This is a genomic window from Pseudomonas lini, assembly GCF_001042905.1.
GTDB lineage: Bacteria > Pseudomonadota > Gammaproteobacteria > Pseudomonadales > Pseudomonadaceae > Aquipseudomonas > Aquipseudomonas lini.
In genome coordinates, this window is the sequence record NZ_JYLB01000006.1 from 320,823 (window position 1) to 335,781 (window position 14,959).

At 59.9% G+C, this 14,959-nt stretch carries 18 protein-coding genes; 6 read left to right on the plus strand and 12 right to left on the minus strand.

Features of this window, described 5'->3' with window-relative positions; translation table 11 throughout:
- Positions 1–46: 46 nt before the first annotated feature.
- From TU81_RS19685 to TU81_RS19700, 4 genes are read right to left on the minus strand one after another with little or no spacing between them, the layout of a single operon-like run.
- A complete protein-coding gene (locus TU81_RS19685; protein ID WP_048396342.1) occupies positions 47–340 on the minus strand; it encodes a DUF167 domain-containing protein in 294 nt (97 codons plus the stop codon).
- Positions 340–927 carry a YggT family protein gene (locus TU81_RS19690; protein ID WP_038980972.1) on the minus strand — a complete coding sequence of 196 codons (588 nt, stop codon included), beginning with the start codon at positions 925–927 and terminating at the stop codon, positions 340–342. The genes TU81_RS19685 and TU81_RS19690 overlap by 1 nt, the downstream gene beginning before the upstream one ends.
- 24 nt (positions 928–951) lie before the next feature.
- Positions 952–1,770, minus strand: coding sequence for a pyrroline-5-carboxylate reductase (proC, locus tag TU81_RS19695; RefSeq protein ID WP_048396343.1), 819 nt, complete (start codon positions 1,768–1,770; stop codon positions 952–954).
- A 36-nt stretch (positions 1,771–1,806) separates the two neighbouring features.
- Positions 1,807–2,505, minus strand: a complete 699-nt coding sequence (locus TU81_RS19700; protein WP_038980975.1) for a YggS family pyridoxal phosphate-dependent enzyme — start codon at positions 2,503–2,505, stop codon at positions 1,807–1,809.
- A gap of 57 nt (positions 2,506–2,562) precedes the next feature.
- On the opposite strand from TU81_RS19700, the gene TU81_RS19705 reads away from it, so the two are divergent.
- A complete protein-coding gene (locus TU81_RS19705; protein WP_007897938.1) occupies positions 2,563–3,597 on the plus strand; it encodes a type IV pilus twitching motility protein PilT in 1,035 nt (344 codons plus the stop codon).
- 108 nt (positions 3,598–3,705) lie between these two features.
- Here the strand turns inward: TU81_RS19705 and TU81_RS19710 are convergent, their stop codons facing one another.
- Positions 3,706–4,326 (minus strand): C40 family peptidase, encoded by a 621-nt coding sequence (locus tag TU81_RS19710; RefSeq protein ID WP_038980977.1) that lies wholly within the window; start codon positions 4,324–4,326, stop codon positions 3,706–3,708.
- Positions 4,327–4,576: 250 nt separating this feature from the next.
- Between TU81_RS19710 and TU81_RS19715 the strand changes: the two genes are divergently transcribed.
- Positions 4,577–5,008, plus strand: a complete 432-nt coding sequence (locus tag TU81_RS19715) for an NINE protein (protein WP_038980978.1) — start codon at positions 4,577–4,579, stop codon at positions 5,006–5,008.
- Between the two features lie 111 nt (positions 5,009–5,119).
- Here TU81_RS19715 and TU81_RS19720 read toward each other — a convergent pair whose 3' ends face one another.
- From TU81_RS19720 to gshB, 7 genes are all read right to left on the minus strand, one after another.
- Positions 5,120–6,391, minus strand: coding sequence for a dihydroorotase (locus TU81_RS19720; protein WP_048396344.1), 1,272 nt, complete (start codon positions 6,389–6,391; stop codon positions 5,120–5,122).
- Positions 6,388–7,392: an aspartate carbamoyltransferase catalytic subunit gene (locus TU81_RS19725; protein ID WP_007897943.1), complete on the minus strand. Its 1,005-nt coding sequence runs from the start codon at positions 7,390–7,392 to the stop codon at positions 6,388–6,390. The genes TU81_RS19720 and TU81_RS19725 overlap by 4 nt, the downstream gene beginning before the upstream one ends.
- A gap of 27 nt (positions 7,393–7,419) precedes the next feature.
- Complete coding sequence (gene pyrR / locus TU81_RS19730) at positions 7,420–7,923, minus strand: bifunctional pyr operon transcriptional regulator/uracil phosphoribosyltransferase PyrR (protein WP_048396345.1); 504 nt, start codon at positions 7,921–7,923, stop codon at positions 7,420–7,422.
- 98 nt (positions 7,924–8,021) lie between these two features.
- A complete protein-coding gene (ruvX, locus tag TU81_RS19735; RefSeq protein ID WP_007897947.1) occupies positions 8,022–8,459 on the minus strand; it encodes a Holliday junction resolvase RuvX in 438 nt (145 codons plus the stop codon).
- The gene (locus TU81_RS19740) at positions 8,459–9,031 is read right to left on the minus strand and encodes a YqgE/AlgH family protein (protein ID WP_038980980.1); all 573 of its coding nucleotides are present in this window, start codon (positions 9,029–9,031) and stop codon (positions 8,459–8,461) included. The genes ruvX and TU81_RS19740 overlap by 1 nt, the downstream gene beginning before the upstream one ends.
- A gap of 190 nt (positions 9,032–9,221) precedes the next feature.
- On the minus strand, positions 9,222–10,121 hold the full coding sequence (locus TU81_RS19745) for an energy transducer TonB (RefSeq protein ID WP_048396346.1): 900 nt from the start codon (positions 10,119–10,121) through the stop codon (positions 9,222–9,224).
- 77 nt (positions 10,122–10,198) lie between these two features.
- On the minus strand, positions 10,199–11,152 hold the full coding sequence (gshB, locus tag TU81_RS19750; RefSeq protein ID WP_038980983.1) for a glutathione synthase: 954 nt from the start codon (positions 11,150–11,152) through the stop codon (positions 10,199–10,201).
- 221 nt (positions 11,153–11,373) lie between these two features.
- On the opposite strand from gshB, the gene pilG reads away from it, so the two are divergent.
- The 4 genes from pilG to TU81_RS19770 all read left to right on the plus strand — a co-directional run bounded on the left by pilG (position 11,374) and on the right by TU81_RS19770 (position 14,959).
- Positions 11,374–11,778: a twitching motility response regulator PilG gene (pilG, locus tag TU81_RS19755; RefSeq protein WP_038980984.1), complete on the plus strand. Its 405-nt coding sequence runs from the start codon at positions 11,374–11,376 to the stop codon at positions 11,776–11,778.
- A 57-nt stretch (positions 11,779–11,835) separates the two neighbouring features.
- Positions 11,836–12,201 carry a twitching motility response regulator PilH gene (pilH, locus tag TU81_RS19760; RefSeq protein ID WP_007897961.1) on the plus strand — a complete coding sequence of 122 codons (366 nt, stop codon included), beginning with the start codon at positions 11,836–11,838 and terminating at the stop codon, positions 12,199–12,201.
- Positions 12,202–12,211: 10 nt separating this feature from the next.
- Complete coding sequence (locus tag TU81_RS19765) at positions 12,212–12,766, plus strand: chemotaxis protein CheW (protein WP_048396347.1); 555 nt, start codon at positions 12,212–12,214, stop codon at positions 12,764–12,766.
- Between the two features lie 144 nt (positions 12,767–12,910).
- The gene (locus TU81_RS19770) at positions 12,911–14,959 is read left to right on the plus strand and encodes a methyl-accepting chemotaxis protein (protein ID WP_048396348.1); all 2,049 of its coding nucleotides are present in this window, start codon (positions 12,911–12,913) and stop codon (positions 14,957–14,959) included.

Consider the following 14,959-nt stretch of genomic DNA (forward strand, 5'->3'; position numbering starts at 1 on the left):
TCCAATGTGGGAGCGGGCTTGCTCGCGAATGCAGCGCCTCGGTGGATCAGCTCTGTCGAACCAGATCCGGCAAATCCGGCAGCTTCTTCGGCGAACAGATCCGCACCCGTTTCTGCCGGTTCAGCTCTCCGCTGATCAAGCTCACCTGACTCTTGGAAACCCCGAACGCCTTGGCCAGAAACGCCATCAGGTACGCATTGGCCTTGCCTTCAACGGGCGGTGCGGTCAGGCGGATCTTCAGGCGATCACCATGCAGCCCGGAGAAATCATCGCTGCGGGCCGCAGGTTGCAGGTGACATTCCAGAATCAGATCATCACCGTCCCAGCGAAAGTAGCTCATCAGATCAGGCCGAGCAGTCCCTGAGGCATGAGGGCAAAGTACGCAAGGCGTGGAATCAGCCAGCTTTGCACCAACTGGATTGCGATAAACGCGAAGATCGGCGAAATGTCGAGGCCACCCAGGTTTGGAATGATCCGGCGGAACGGGGCGAGTACCGGTTCAGTAATCTGTGCGACCAGCTCTGCGCCCGGATTGTGGCTCCCCGGGGCAACCCAGGACAGAATCACACTGATGATCATCGCGTAGAACAGAACACTCAAAAACAGCGAGAAGATGGCGATCAGTGCCCAAGGCACCAACAGCAGCAAATCGACCTCGAAGCCTTTGAGCAGCAGGATGACGGCTATCAGCACCATCTGCACAATCAGCGCCAGTACCAGTGACGACATGTCCAGCCCGAACATGCTCGGGATTACCCGGCGCAGGGGCTTGAGCAGCGGTTGAGTGGCTTTCACGATGAACTGGCAGAGCGGGTTGTAAAAATTCGCCCGAACCAATTGCAGGATGAAGCGCAACAGCACGATCAGCAGGTACAGGCTGCCCAAGGTTTTAATTACGAAGATGGCAGCGTCATTGAGTCCGAGCATCATTGATTCCTTTGTAAGAGCTGATTAGCGGCCGAGTTGCTCAGCCATCTCGGCCGAACGGTGCGCAGCGGCGCCGAGTGCTTGTTCTACCAGGGCTTCGAAGCCGCCGGCCTGGAACGACTTGATCGCCGCTTCGGTGGTGCCCGCAGGCGACGTCACGCGACGACGCAATTCAGTCGCGTCGACATCACTGGCGACTGCCATGTGTGCAGCACCCAAAGCGGTTTGCACGGTCAGTTGCGCGGCGATGTCCGCTGGCAGGCCGAGCTTCACGCCCGCGGCGGTCATGGCTTCGATCAGCAGGAAGAAATACGCAGGGCCGCTTCCGGAAACGGCCGTGACCGCATCCAGTTGCTGTTCTTCGTTCAGCCACAGAGCAATGCCAACCGCCGACAGCAGCTCTTCAGCTTGCTGGCGTTGTTCGGCGCTCACTTCGCCGGTGGCGAACAAACCGCTCACGCCCTGACGCAGCAGCGCCGGGGTGTTGGGCATGCAGCGCACGATAGGCTGGGCGCCAAGCCAGTTGTTCATGCTGGCGCAGGTGATGCCGGCTGCAATCGAGACCACCAGTTGATTCGGCTTGAGGCTTGGGCGAATGGCTTCGCAAACGGCTTTCATCGCCTGCGGTTTGACCGCCAGCACGATCACGTCCACGCCCTGAATGGCGTCGGCGTTGTCGGCAAACACTTCGATGCCGTGTTCGGCGCTCACGCGGGCACGGGTTTCTTCACCCGGATCGCTGGCGCGGATTTGCGCGGTGTCCAGACCTTTGGCGCGCAGGCCGCCGATCAGGCTGGCGGCCATGTTGCCGGCTCCGATAAAGGCAATACGAGTCTTGCTCATGTCAGGTCCTTATAAAGAGTGGTGTCAGCCATTGCTTCAAGGCTGGCGATGCATTTGTTGAGAGCCGCGAGCGCCAAAAAGGGCTGTTCCGATACGGACCCAAGTGGCGCCCATGGCAATGGCCGACTCGAGGTCGTGGCTCATGCCCATGGAAAGTGTGTCGAGTGGCAGATTCAGGCTGGCTTGCAGGCTCTGCACGGCAGCAAAGGCTGCATCCTGGGCGACGCGATCTTCAGTCGGCTCGGGAATCGCCATCAGCCCGCGCAATTTCAGATGCGGCAGCGCGCTGATGGCATCGGCCAGAGCGGGCAGGTCGGCCGGGGTGCAGCCGGACTTGCTGGCTTCACCACTGACGTTGACCTGGATGCAGATGTTCAATGGAGGCAAATCGGCAGGACGTTGTTCGGACAAGCGTTGTGCGATTTTCAAGCGATCCACGGAATGCACCCAGTCGAAATGCTCGGCGATAGCGCGAGTCTTGTTCGATTGAATGGGGCCGATGAAGTGCCAGATCAAGGGCAGGTCGGCCAATTCGAGCTGTTTGCTCAAGGCTTCCTGCAGGTAGTTCTCGCCAAAATCGCGCAGGCCGGCGGCATACGCTTCCCGCAGGGCTTCGGCGGGCTTGGTCTTGCTCACGGCCAGCAGCTGGATGGTGTACTCGTCGCGCCCGACGGCGAGCGCGGCAGCACGGATGCGTGAACTAACCTGAGCGATGTTGTCTGCTATCGTGGACATTCAAGAGGCGCCAGCGGGTCTGAGGTTCGCGGCATTCTACTGGAATTGAGGAGCGCTATGGATATCACTGAGCTGCTGGCTTTCAGCGCCAAGCAAGGCGCGTCTGACCTGCACCTGTCCGCCGGCCTGCCACCGATGATCCGTGTCGACGGCGATGTGCGACGCATCAACCTGCCGGCCCTGGACCACAAGGAAGTGCATGAGCTGATCTACGACATCATGAACGACCTCCAGCGGGTGGATTTCGAGAAGCATCTTGAAACCGACTTTTCCTTCGAGGTGCCCGGCGTGGCGCGTTTTCGGGTCAATGCCTTCAACCAGAATCGTGGAGCGGGCGCGGTATTTCGGACCATTCCGTCCAAGGTCCTGAGCATGGACGATTTGGGGATGGGGGAAGTGTTTCGCAAGATTACCGAAGCGCCCCGAGGCCTGGTGCTGGTGACCGGCCCGACCGGCTCCGGCAAGTCCACCACGCTGGCGGCGATGATCGATTACCTGAACAACCATCGCCATCACCACATCCTCACCATCGAAGACCCCATCGAGTTCGTCCACGAATCGCGCAAATGCCTGATCAATCAGCGCGAAGTCCATCGCGATACCCGCAGCTTCGCCACGGCCCTGCGCTCGGCCCTGCGCGAAGACCCGGACGTGATTCTGGTGGGGGAAATGCGTGATCTGGAGACTATTCGGCTGGCGTTGACTGCCGCCGAGACCGGTCACCTGGTGTTTGGCACGCTGCACACCACGTCGGCGGCGAAAACCATCGACCGAGTGGTGGACGTGTTTCCGGGCGACGAGAAATCGATGGTGCGTTCAATGCTCTCCGAGTCATTGCTGGCGGTGGTGTCGCAGACATTGATCAAGAAAATCGGCGGCGGGCGAATTGCCGCCCACGAAATCATGCTTGGCACTTCGGCGATCCGTAACCTGATCCGCGAAGACAAGGTGGCGCAGATGTACTCGTCAATTCAGACCGGAGGGTCGCTGGGGATGCAGACCCTGGATATGTGCCTGAAGGAGCTGGTGACCAAGGGCGTGATCAGCCGCGAGCATGCACGGGAGAAGGCGCGGTCGCCGGATAATTTTTGAGTGCCTTAAAAGCAAAAGATCGCAGCCTTCGGCAGCTCCTACACGGGAATACGCGTTTCCATGTAGGAGCTGCCGAAGGCTGCGATCTCTTGATCTTGCTTTAAATAATTAGCGCTGTACGACGCGTAGCTGATTCTGTTCTTTCGGCAAAACCCGCTTGGCAACCACGTAGTGGCTTTCCCAGTACGGTTTCTTCAGGGTGTCGATAGTCACTGACTTGCCACGGCGTGGTGCGTGGATGAAGCGATCGTTGCCCAGGTAGATGGCAACATGATTGACCCGGCGGCTCTTGAGTTTGAAGAAAATCAGGTCGCCTGGCTTCAGATCGTTGCGATCGACTTTCTCGCCATGACCGCTGGCCATGGCGTTGGAGGTACGTGGCAAGTCAAACGTGGCGTCGTTGAACGCGTATTTCACCAGACCGCTGCAATCGAACCCTTTACTTGGGCTGCTGCCACCCCAACGATAAGGCGTACCGAGCACGTTTACCGCGCGGCTCAGCACGTTGCTGCTTTCCTTGGTCGCCATCGGCGGGACCAGCTTGCTGTTTACGCTGCTCAGCTGGCTGGAGCGTTTTACGGTCTGTTTGTTTTTGCTCGAAGGAGCAGAAACATGGGATTTTGGGGTGTAACCATTCACGTTAGGAAGACGTTGCTCACGATTGGTGGCGTGGGCGGCCAGGGGCAATAATAGGCAAATGGTTAGCCATGTCTTGAAAAATGGACGCATTAGGCAAGGCTCATATGGGTGAACGCGCAACTTTATAACAGCTTTTTTGGCCCCTCCGAGGCCGTTGGTCGATTCAAACTGGCGGGCGCGGAACTAAAAAGCGGCAAAATTGACGTGAGTTGTCTGACAAAAGTCAGGTATTACAAGGCTTTGACAGGAATGAAGGTAGCATCTGCCGTATGTCGGCCACCTGTAAAAAAGTCACAAAGAATTCAAGAATATTTCTCTATCGTGTGAGTCGAGGTCATCCATGAACACCTATCAACACCCCGCTTCAGAGCAAGACACACACAGCAAAGTGATTGGTTACCTGTTGTGGATTTTCGGTTTTACCGGGGCTCACCGCTTCTATTACGGTAAGCCGGTGACCGGGACGATCTGGTTTTTTACCCTCGGTTTGCTGGGGATCGGCTGGTTGATCGACCTGTTTCTGATCCCGGCCATGGACCGTGAAGCGGACCTGCGCTTCACCGCCGGCCCCATCGAATACAACGTTGCATGGATTCTGCTGACGTTTCTGGGGGTATTCGGTGTGCATCGGATGTATCAGGGGAAGTGGATCAGCGGGTTGCTGTACCTGGTGACGGGCGGGGTGTTCTTTCTGGGGGTGTTGTATGACTTCTGGACGTTGAATGACCAGGTTTCTGTGCGCAACGCGCAGAATAGAGGTGCCTTCCAGTAAGCCTTCGCGAGCAAGCCCGCTCCCACATTTGATTTCGGTCGTACACAAATTCTGTGTTCGCTGAAGGCAAATGTGGGAGCGGGCTTGCTCGCGAATGCAGGCAACGCGGTTTTACGCCTGGTGGCTAATCCGTCCATCCACCAACGTGTAACGCACCACACCCGGCAGGCTGTGACCAATGAACGGGCAGTTCTCACCCTTGGACAACCAGGTCTCACCGGCCACGGTCGAGGCCGCTGGGTCGAACAGTACGATATCTGCAGGCCCACCCACCGCCAGCTTACCCGCCGGCAGACGCAACGCTTCGGCAGGACCTGCGCCCAAGCGTGCGAGCAGCGTCGGCAAGTCGAGCAAACCGTCTTCCACCAAGGTCATCGCCAGCGGCAGCAGCAGTTCAACACTGCTGATGCCCGGCTCGGTGGCACCGAACGGCGCCAGTTTGGCATCGCGTTCATGGGGCTGGTGATGGCTGGAGATGGCTGACACCACCCCAGATTTCACTGCTGCCCGCAGGCCGTCGCGGTCCGCGCGGGTGCGCAGCGGCGGCTGGACGTGATAGAGACTGCTGAAGTCGATCAGCGCTTCGTCGGTGAGGATCAGCTGATACAACGCCACGTCCGCCGTGACCTTCAGGCCACGGGCCTGGGCCTGAGCGATCAACGCCACACCGCGGGCACTGGTGAGCTGGCTGAAGTGCGCACGCACGCCGCTTTGCTCGACCAGCAGCAGATCCCGGGCCAGGGCCACGGTTTCGGCGGTTTCCGGAATGCCCGGCAAACCGAGGAAACTCGCAGTCGGGCCTTCGTGAGCCAAGCCACCTTCGGCCAGATCATGGTCCTGCGAATTGAAAATCACCGTCAGGTCGAACGTCGCCGCGTATTCCAGCGCCCGGCACAGGGTACGGGTGTTGCGAAAACTCTCCAGGCCATTGCCGAAGGCCACGCAGCCGGCATCGCGCAAGGCGACCAGTTCGGCCAGCTGTTCGCCATCCAGGCCTTTGCTCAGGGCGCCGATCGGGAAGACTTTGGTGTTGCCGGCTTCGCGAGCGCGGTCGAGGATCAGTTCGGCCACAGCCGAAGTGTCCAGCACCGGTTTGGTTTTCGGTGGGCAGCACAGGCTGGTCACGCCACCGGCAGCAGCTGCGCGGGTTTCGCTGGCGATCGAGCCTTTGCGGCTGTAGCCCGGCTCGCGCAGGGCGACGTTCAGGTCAACCAGACCCGGGGCCGCCACCAGGCCCTTGGCGTCGATGGTGTCTACTGCAACGAAACCGGCTGGAGCGGCGCCAAGGGCGATAATCTTGCAGGCTTCAACGTGGATATCAGTCACTTGATCCAGGCCGCTGGCCGGATCGATAACGCGTGCGCCGAGAATGCTGAGCTTCACTGGGCGTTCTCCTGCTCGAATTGGCGCTGGGCAGTTTGCCCGCTCATGGCCATGGACAGCACAGCCATACGAATCGCGATGCCGTAGGTCACCTGGTTGAGGATCACCGAGTGCGGGCCGTCGGCCACCGCCGACTCAATTTCCACCCCACGGTTGATCGGCCCCGGGTGCATGACGATGCAATCCGGTTTGGCCCCGGCCAGGCGGGCGGTGGTCAGGCCGAACAGGCGGTAGAACTCGCCTTCGCTCGGCAGCAGGCCGCCGGTCATGCGTTCACGCTGCAGGCGCAGCATGATCACCACATCTACGTCTTTCAGGCCTTCGGTCATGTCGGTATAGACCTTCACACCGTATTGCTCGATGCCGATCGGCAGCAGGGTTTTCGGCGCAATCACGCGAATGTCCGGGCAGCCAAGGGTTTTCAGAGCCAGCATGTTCGAGCGCGCCACCCGCGAGTGCAGGATGTCGCCGACGATGGCTACCGAAAGGTTTTCGAAGCCGCCCTTGTGCCGACGGATGGTGAGCATGTCGAGCATGCCCTGGGTCGGGTGGGCGTGACGGCCGTCGCCGCCGTTGATAATCGCTACTTGCGGGCAGACATGCTCGGCGATGAAGTGTGCCGCGCCGGAATCACCATGACGCACGACGAACATGTCGGCGGCCATGGCTTCCAGGTTGCGCAGGGTGTCGAGCAGGGTTTCGCCCTTGCTTGCCGACGACGTCGACACGTTCAGGGTGATCACGTCAGCCGACAGCCGCTGGGCCGCCAGTTCGAAGGTGGTGCGGGTGCGGGTGGAGTTCTCGAAGAACACGTTGCACACGGTCTTGCCGCGCAGCAACGGGACTTTCTTCACCGCCCGGGCGCCCACTTCGAGGAACGAGTCGGCGGTGTCGAGGATTTCCGTCAGCAGCTCGCGGCGCAAACCGTCGAGCGAGAGGAAGTGGCGCAGCTGGCCCTGATCATTGAGCTGCAGCGGGCGCTTGGTTTCTAGAGGCGTCATCGCGAGGGGGACTCTCAATAGGGCGAATTAAAGGGCGAGGTCTTGAAGTTCGAGCTTGAGTTCCGGGCCGGACAGTTTCACTCGTTCGTGGGCCGCCAGCGACAGGGTCTCGCCAACCACGTTCGGGCGGATCGGCAATTCACCGGCGTCCAGGTCCAGCAGGCACACCAGCGTCACGCTGGCCGGGCGACCGTAGTCGAAGAGTTCGTTCATCGCGGCGCGGATGGTCCGACCGCTCATCAGCACGTCATCGATCAGCACCAGGTGCTGGCCTTCGATTTCGAACGGCAGCGCCGATGGGCGTACTTGTGGGTGCAGGCCGTTCTGGCTGAAGTCGTCGCGGTAGAACGAAACGTCCAGGGTGCCCAGAGGCGAATCGCTGCCCAGTTCATCGAGCAATGCCTGAGCGACCCAGACGCCACCGGTCCGAATGCCGATGTAGCGCGGTTCGCTGATGCCCCGTTTGGCCAGATAGGTGTCTAGACGGGTCGCCATCTGGCTGATCAGTTCGGCGGGATTGGGCAGGCTCATGGTTTGCTCCTTCTTTGTCCCGAGCCGGATGCCGCTTGAGTGGTGGCTCGGGGTGTCGCTAAGGGAGACGCCGCAGCGGCTCTTCAGAATTAGTGCGGTCAGGATTCGAACAGTGCGGTGTTTTCGTCGAGCCAGCCTTGCAGCAGTAAAGCGGCGGCGATGGCATCGACCGGGTTGTCGCGGTAACTGCCTTTCTGGCCACCACGGACCAGGCGTTCGCCTTTGGCCTCGAAGGTGGTCAGGCGCTCGTCGTGAGTATAGAAGGGCAGGTTGTAGCGGCCGTTCAGGCGTCGGGCGAACTTCTCGGCCCGCAGGCACATGTCGCTCGGTGTGCCATCCATGTTCAGCGGCAGACCGACCACCACAGCGTCGGGTTTCCACTCTTTAATCAGGGCTTCGACCTGATTCCAGTCAGGAATGCCGTTTTGCGCCTTCAAGGTGCACAGCTCGCGGGCCTGGCCGGTAATCACCTGGCCGACCGCAACGCCGATCTGTTTGGTGCCGTAGTCGAAACCCAAAATCAACCGCAGGGCCATCAGGCGTGCCCCGCCTGGCTGGTGAGCAGGCTGAGATTGACGCCCAAGTGTTTGGCCGCCGCTTCAAGACGCAATTCGCTGCTGGTGTTGAACAGGATGTCGGCATCGAACGGGCAGGTCAGCCAGGCGTTGTCGGCCAGTTCGGCTTCCAATTGTCCGGCTTCCCAACCGGCGTAGCCGAGGGTGATCAGGCTTTTCGCGGGGCCGACGCCGTCGGCGATGGCGAACAGCACGTCCTGGGAGGTCGACAGGGACAAGTCGCCTTCCAGATCAACGGTCGCCTGAAAGGTTTTCCCCGACGGATGCAGGACAAAACCGCGATCGGTTTGCACCGGGCCACCCATAAAGATCGGCACATGCTGGCAGAGCAACGGCGGTTCGATATCGGGGCGCAATTGCTCGAGGATATCGGCCAGGTTCAGGTCCTGCGGGCGGTTGACCACCAGCCCCATGGCACCATTGGCCGTGTGCTCGACGATGTAGGTCAAGGTGTGCGCAAAGTTCGGGTCGGCCATGTGCGGCATGGCGATCAGGAAGTGATGCTTGAGGTAGCTGGGGCTGACGTTCTTCATGAGCGCTAGTGTGGCGTTGGAGGGGCGAACTGACAAGCCGGGGATGCACAGGAAATGGCCCGAATCCCCGCAAACAACCTGTTCCCTGTGGGAGCGGGCTTGCCCGCGATGACGGCGGTACATCCAAAATTAATGTCTCAGACAGACCGCTATCGCGGGCAAGCCCGCTCCCACAGGTTTTTTGCGGTGGTTAATTACTGGACAACCGGTCCCCACGCGCAAACTTCCACGTGCGGATGATTTCCAGGCGGTCGATGTCTGACAGATCCCCGGTAAACGGTGCAAACGGCGCCGCGAGCCTTACGATGCGCTGCGCCGCCTGGTCCAGCAGCGGCTGGCCGGACGATTCCAGTACTAGCACTTCATACAGCGAGCCGTCGCGGTTGATCGAGACCATCAGTCGCAAATTGCCGTAAATCTGTTTGCGCCGGGCTTCGTCGGGGTAGTTGAGGTTGCCGATGCGCTCGACCTTCTTGCGCCATTCATCTTTGTACCAGGCACCCTTGTCGCGCATGGTCGATGCGGCGCTCAAACGGTGAATGCGCGGGCGCTTGGCGTACAGCTGTTGTTCGCTGGCCAGTTCCGCTTCCAGGCTGGCGATGTCGCTGGACAGTTGCGCGCTGTCGAACGTCGGTGCCGCCACTTGGGGTTTGGTCAGGGGCTTGGGTTCTTCAGTCTTGGTTGCAGCTTTTTTCGGCTTCGGCGCGACGGTGGTCACAGACGCCTTGGGCGCGGCTTCCTGCACTTGAGGCTGGGCCGCCGGCGGTGGGGTGACTTGCTGCACCTTGTTGTCCTGGAATGGCGCGACCTCGGTGGTCTTGGGAATCGCCTTTTTCTCCAGGGTGCCGCTGCCTTCCTGATTTTCCTGGGCGAGAAAGTCAGCTTTTTCCGGCTTCTTTTCGCTTTTGAACGTGGCGAGGGTGATTTCCAGGGTTTTGCTGATTTGCTGGGGTTCGACCATGGAGAACCCGACGCCCAACAGCAAGGCCAGGTGAATCAGCGCCGCCAGAAACAGGGTGAAACCGAGGCGATCAGCCGGACGCACGCCACGGTGGGCGAGTTCAGGGGGCAGATCGGACGGGAGTGTCATAACAAGAAAACCAACATCGCGTTTTTTACAAGCCGGGGATGATAACGCAATGTTGGTTGTTTCTTGGCTGTTCTCGATCAACGAGTCTTGAGCTTCTGATCGATGGCATCCATCAAAAGGCCACCAATGTCGGTGCCGAACGCGTTATCGATCTCGCGAATGCAGGTCGGGCTGGTGACGTTGATCTCGGTCAGATGCTCACCGATCACGTCGAGACCGACGAACAGCAAACCCTTCTCGCGCAGGGTCGGGCCGACTTGCGCGGCGATCCAGCGATCTTTCTCGGTCAGCGGTCGGGCTTCGCCACGGCCACCGGCGGCGAGGTTGCCACGGGTTTCACCGAGCGCGGGAATCCGGGCCAGGCAGTAATCCACCGGCTCGCCGTCGATCATCAGGATGCGCTTGTCGCCATCAACGATTGCCGGCAGGTAGCCCTGGATCATGATCTGCTGACGGCCATGCAAGGTCAGGGTTTCGAGGATCACCGACAGGTTCGGGTGGCCAGCGGTGTGACGGAAGATCGACGAGCCGCCCATGCCGTCCAGCGGCTTGAGGATCACGTCACCGTGATGGTCGGCGAACTCACGCAACACGTCCGGGCGACGGCTGACGATGGTCGGCGGCGTGCACTGCGGGAACAGCGTGGCGAACAGCTTTTCGTTGCAGTCACGCAGGCTTTGCGGCTTGTTGACCACCAGTACGCCGGCATTTTCCGCTTGTTCCAGCAAATACGTGGAATAGACGAATTCCATGTCGAACGGCGGATCCTTGCGCATCAGGATCACGTCCAGGTCGCTCAGCAGCGCGTCGCTTTCGGCGCCCAGCTCAAACCATTTTTCCGGGTTGGCGAACACCTTCAGCGGACGCATCCGCCCGCGAGCTTCGCCTTCAGCCTGATACAAATCGCGCTGTTCCATATAGAACAGTTCCCAGCCACGCTTTTGCGCGGCCAGCAGCATGGCCAGCGAGCTATCCTTTTTATAGGAGATGCTGGCGATAGGATCCATGACAATCCCGACGCGAACGCTCATGGGGTTTTCCTCGAAATTGGGGTGGAAAGTGTTGTGAAAAAGTGGCGTCAGAGTGGCGCTGAGTGTGTTCCCGGTCAAGGAAAAACCACCGCCAGGGTCGCCCGATAGATTGGATGGGGAGACTGTGCTAAAAAGGCTCGGCCCTTGATCAATAAGGGTTTTGAGCGATCAATGAACCGTAAACGGACAATTTGATTCACAAAGGCGACGGTAGAGCCACTATGGAACAGCATTCCAGCGCCTTGAAGGTCATGGTGATCGATGATTCGAAAACGATTCGTCGCACCGCCGAAACGCTGTTGAAAAATGTGGGCTGTGAAGTCATCACCGCAATCGATGGTTTCGATGCCCTGGCCAAGATTGCCGACAATCACCCCGGCATCATCTTTGTCGACATCATGATGCCGCGTCTGGATGGTTATCAGACCTGCGCTTTAATCAAGAACAACAGTGCGTTCAAGTCCACGCCAGTGATTATGCTGTCGTCCAAGGACGGGTTGTTCGACAAGGCCAAAGGCCGGATCGTCGGTTCCGACCAGTTTTTGACCAAGCCTTTCAGCAAGGAAGAACTGCTGAACGCGATTCAGGCCCATGTACCGGGCTTCGCCGCCGTTTCGCCGCAGTAGGACACGCACAGTGACGCTCGGCCATGGGGCCCGGTGTCGACAAGAATGGGGAAGACCATGGCACGTATTCTGATCGTCGATGACTCGCCGACTGAAATGTACAAACTGACCGGCATGCTCGAAAAGCACGGTCATGAGGTGTTGAAAGCCGAAAACGGCGCCGACGGCGTGGCCCTGGCTCGTCAGGAAAAACCCGACGCAGTGCTGATGGACATCGTCATGCCCGGCCTCAATGGTTTCCAGGCGACCCGTCAGCTGACCAAAGACCCGGAAACCGGGCACATTCCGGTGATTATCATCACCACCAAGGATCAGGAAACCGACAAAGTCTGGGGCACGCGCCAAGGCGCCAAGGACTACCTGACCAAACCGGTCGACGAAGACACCCTGATCAAAACCCTGAACAACGTGCTGGCCGGTTGATCGTCCGGTCATGACCGAGTCGCTGACGGCTTTCGAACTGCTGCTGCAGATTGACCAGCGCTGTCGTCTGTTGGCGGCAGACCTGCCGTCCCAGCCGACCCGACAAGACAGCTGGAGTGGCATCGGCTTTCGCTTGGGCGAGCATTGGTACGTCGCGCCCATGGGCGAAGTCAGCGAAGTTCTGCACGAACCGCGCGTTACCCAATTGCCGGGGGTCAAACCCTGGGTCAAGGGCGTGGCTAACCTGCGCGGGCGCCTGCTGCCGATCATGGATTTGCATGGCTTTTTTTATGGTTATGAACCCGGCCATGAAATGCCGGCCTTGCGTAAGCAACGGCGGATATTGGTGGTGGAGCACAAAGACGTGTTTGCCGGGTTGATGGTCGATGAGGTCTTCGGCTTGCAGCACTTTGCCCAGGACAGTCTGGAGCCGGTGCCGGCCGATGACTTGCAAGGGCCGATGTCGGCGTTCGTCAAAGGCCGGTTTCAGCGTGAGCAGAAGTGGCAGGTGTTCAGCCCGTTTGCGTTGGCGCAGTCGCAAGGATTCATGAACGTAGCGCTGTAAACGCGGACCTTGTGGGAGTCGGGCTTGCCCGCGATGCAGACGACTCGGTCTGACTTCGAACCGAGTTGATGCAATCGCAGGCAAGCCAGCTCCCACAGGTTCTTCGGCAAGCTTTACAGGGTGTTGGTTAACAGGCGAGGACCGATGATAAAAGCTAAAACAGGCAAGCCAGAAGGGTCGCGCAGCCGGTCGCAGATCATCGTGCTGTTCATCGCGCTGATTGTCTTCATCATGCTGCTGTTCGCCAACTTCGCGTACCTCAACACCCAGGCGAATTACGACAAACAGTACATCGGCCACGCCGGTGAACTGCGCGTGCTGTCCCAACGCATCGCCAAGAACGCCACCGAAGCCGCCGCCGGCAAAGCCGCGGCGTTCAAGTTGCTCAGCGATGCACGCAACGACTTCGCCCAGCGTTGGGGCTATCTGAAGAAAGGCGATCCCTCCACCGGCCTGCCCCCGGCACCGTCCACCGTGCGCCCGGAAATGCGCGCCGTGCAGCTGGATTGGGAGCGTCTGCTGAAAAACACCGACGCCATCCTCTCCAGCGAACAGACCGTTTTGTCCTTGCATCAAGTCGCCGCGACCCTGGCTGAAACCGTGCCACAGTTGCAGGTCGAGTATGAAAAGGTCGTCGAAACCCTCCTGCAACGTGGCGCCCCCGCCACTCAGGTGGCGATGGCCCAGCGTCAGTCGCTGTTGGCCGAGCGAATTCTCGGTGCGGTGAACACCGTGCTGTCCGGCGATGAAAATTCGCAGCAGGCGGCCGACGCTTTCGGTCGCGATGCGGCACGTTTCGGCCTAGTGCTCAACGGCATGCTTCAGGGCAATGCGGCACTGAAAATCAGCCAGGTCGAAGACCGTGATGCGCGCGCCCGGTTGACCGAGATTTCCGAACTGTTCGAATTCGTGTCGGGTTCGGTGGACGAAATCCTCGAAACCTCGCCGGAGCTGCTCAAGGTCCGCGAATCGGCCACCAACATCTTCACCCTGTCGCAAACCCTGCTCGATGAAGCCTCGCACCTGGCCAGCCGTTTCGAAAACCTCGCCGGCGGGCGCAACACCGATACCATCGGCGGTTACGTGCTGGGTTTGCTCGCACTGACATCGATCATCCTCATCGGTCTGGTGATGGTGCGCGAAACCAACCGTCAACTGCGTGAAACCGCTGAGAAGAACGAGCGCAACCAGAACGCGATCATGCGTTTGCTGGACGAAATCGAAGACCTCGCCGACGGCGACCTGACCGTGACCGCCTCGGTGACTGAAGACTTCACCGGGACCATCGCTGACTCGATCAACTATTCCGTCGACCAACTGCGCGATCTGGTGGCGACCATCAACCTCACCGCCGGCCAGGTCGCCGCCGCCGTGCAGGAAACCCAGGCCACCGCCATGCACCTGGCCCAAGCCTCGGAGCATCAGGCCCAGCAGATTTCCGAAGCCTCCACAGCGATCAACGACATGGCCCAGTCCATCGATCAGGTCTCGGCCAACGCCGCTGAGTCCTCTGCGGTGGCCGAGCGCTCGGTGGAGATCGCCAACAAGGGCAACGAAGTGGTGCACAACACCATCCACGGCATGGACAATATTCGCGAGCAGATTCAGGACACCGCCAAGCGCATCAAGCGGCTGGGTGAGTCTTCTCAGGAAATCGGCGACATTGTCAGCCTGATCGATGACATTGCCGATCAGACCAACATCCTCGCCCTCAACGCGGCGATTCAGGCGTCCATGGCCGGTGACGCCGGGCGCGGTTTTGCGGTGGTGGCCGATGAAGTACAGCGTCTGGCCGAGCGTTCGTCTGCAGCGACCCGGCAGATCGAAACGCTGGTGCGGGCGATTCAGACCGACACCAACGAAGCGGTGATTTCCATGGAACAGACCACCACCGAAGTGGTGCGCGGCGCGCGTCTGGCGCAGGATGCCGGAGTGGCCCTGGAAGAAATCGAAGGCGTATCGAAGACCCTCGCGGCATTGATCCAGAGTATTTCCAACGCCGCGCAGCAACAGACTTCGTCGGCCGGCCAGATTTCCCTGACGATGAACGTGATCCAGCAGATCACCACGCAGACCTCGTCCGGTTCCACCGCCACCGCCGAGAGCATTGGCAACCTGGCGAAAATGGCCAGCCAGCTGCGACGTTCGGTGTCCGGTTTTACTTTGCCGGCCAAGTCTGCGGACAACGCTTGA